Origin of the sequence: Moraxella caviae (assembly GCF_002014985.1) — a bacterium.
GTDB lineage: Bacteria > Pseudomonadota > Gammaproteobacteria > Pseudomonadales > Moraxellaceae > Moraxella > Moraxella caviae.
Genome location: NZ_MUXU01000109.1, coordinates 1 through 775 on the forward strand (window position 1 = coordinate 1; position 775 = coordinate 775).

At 49.4% G+C, this 775-nt stretch carries 1 protein-coding gene; it reads left to right on the forward strand.

The genetic code is table 11. The features are described from left to right. Positions 1 to 775 (forward strand): hypothetical protein (locus B0181_RS12195; protein ID WP_211276089.1); only part of this gene is annotated, 775 nt, incomplete at both ends.

A 775-nucleotide genomic window follows, 5' to 3' on the forward strand; every position in this document is an offset into this window, starting at 1 on the left:
CTACGAGTTCATCGACCTAGTCAAAAACGTCGCCCCTGACCACATCATCACCAAACGTGTGGGCAACGACCTACACATCTCACTAGAAGATGAAGGCAAAGAAGACGACCTTATCCTAGAAGGCTTCTACGACCACGAAGACTCAGCAGCCCTAATCGGTCAAGCTGAAAACGGCGAATACTACTACTACATCCCAGACACTGGCGAAGTAGCAGACTACGTTACCAAACTTGCCATCAATGACGTGGAAGGTCAGGCGCTGGGTGGTGAATCATTCGCAACTCCATGGTGGATCGGTGCTACCGAAACTAAGTTTGCCATCTTGCCTTTGCTTATTGGCGCAGGTGCGGCAGCTGGCTTGGCGAAAGTACTTGATGACGATGATAATACCTCAGCCCCAAAAGCAGCAGACAAACCAACCATTACTCCAAGCAACACCGATGGTTCAGTTGCTGTTAAGCCAGGTGACGACAATACCAAAGGCACAATCAAATATACAGACGAAAACGATAATCCACAAATCATTAACACCCAAAAAGGTGAAGATGGCAAATGGTCTGCGACTGACAAAGACGGCAACCCATTGCCAACTACGCCAACCACAGACGGCAAAACTCCGTGGATTGATGCCACAACGGGCGTAGTGACCATTCCGCAAGATGGTGTAAAAGACAACACACCTGTAAATGCAACGGGCGAGAGCGAGAACGGCAACAAAGCTGACGCAGAGCCAAAAAATGCAGGCACAGACAACCAAGCCAACCAACCAACCGCT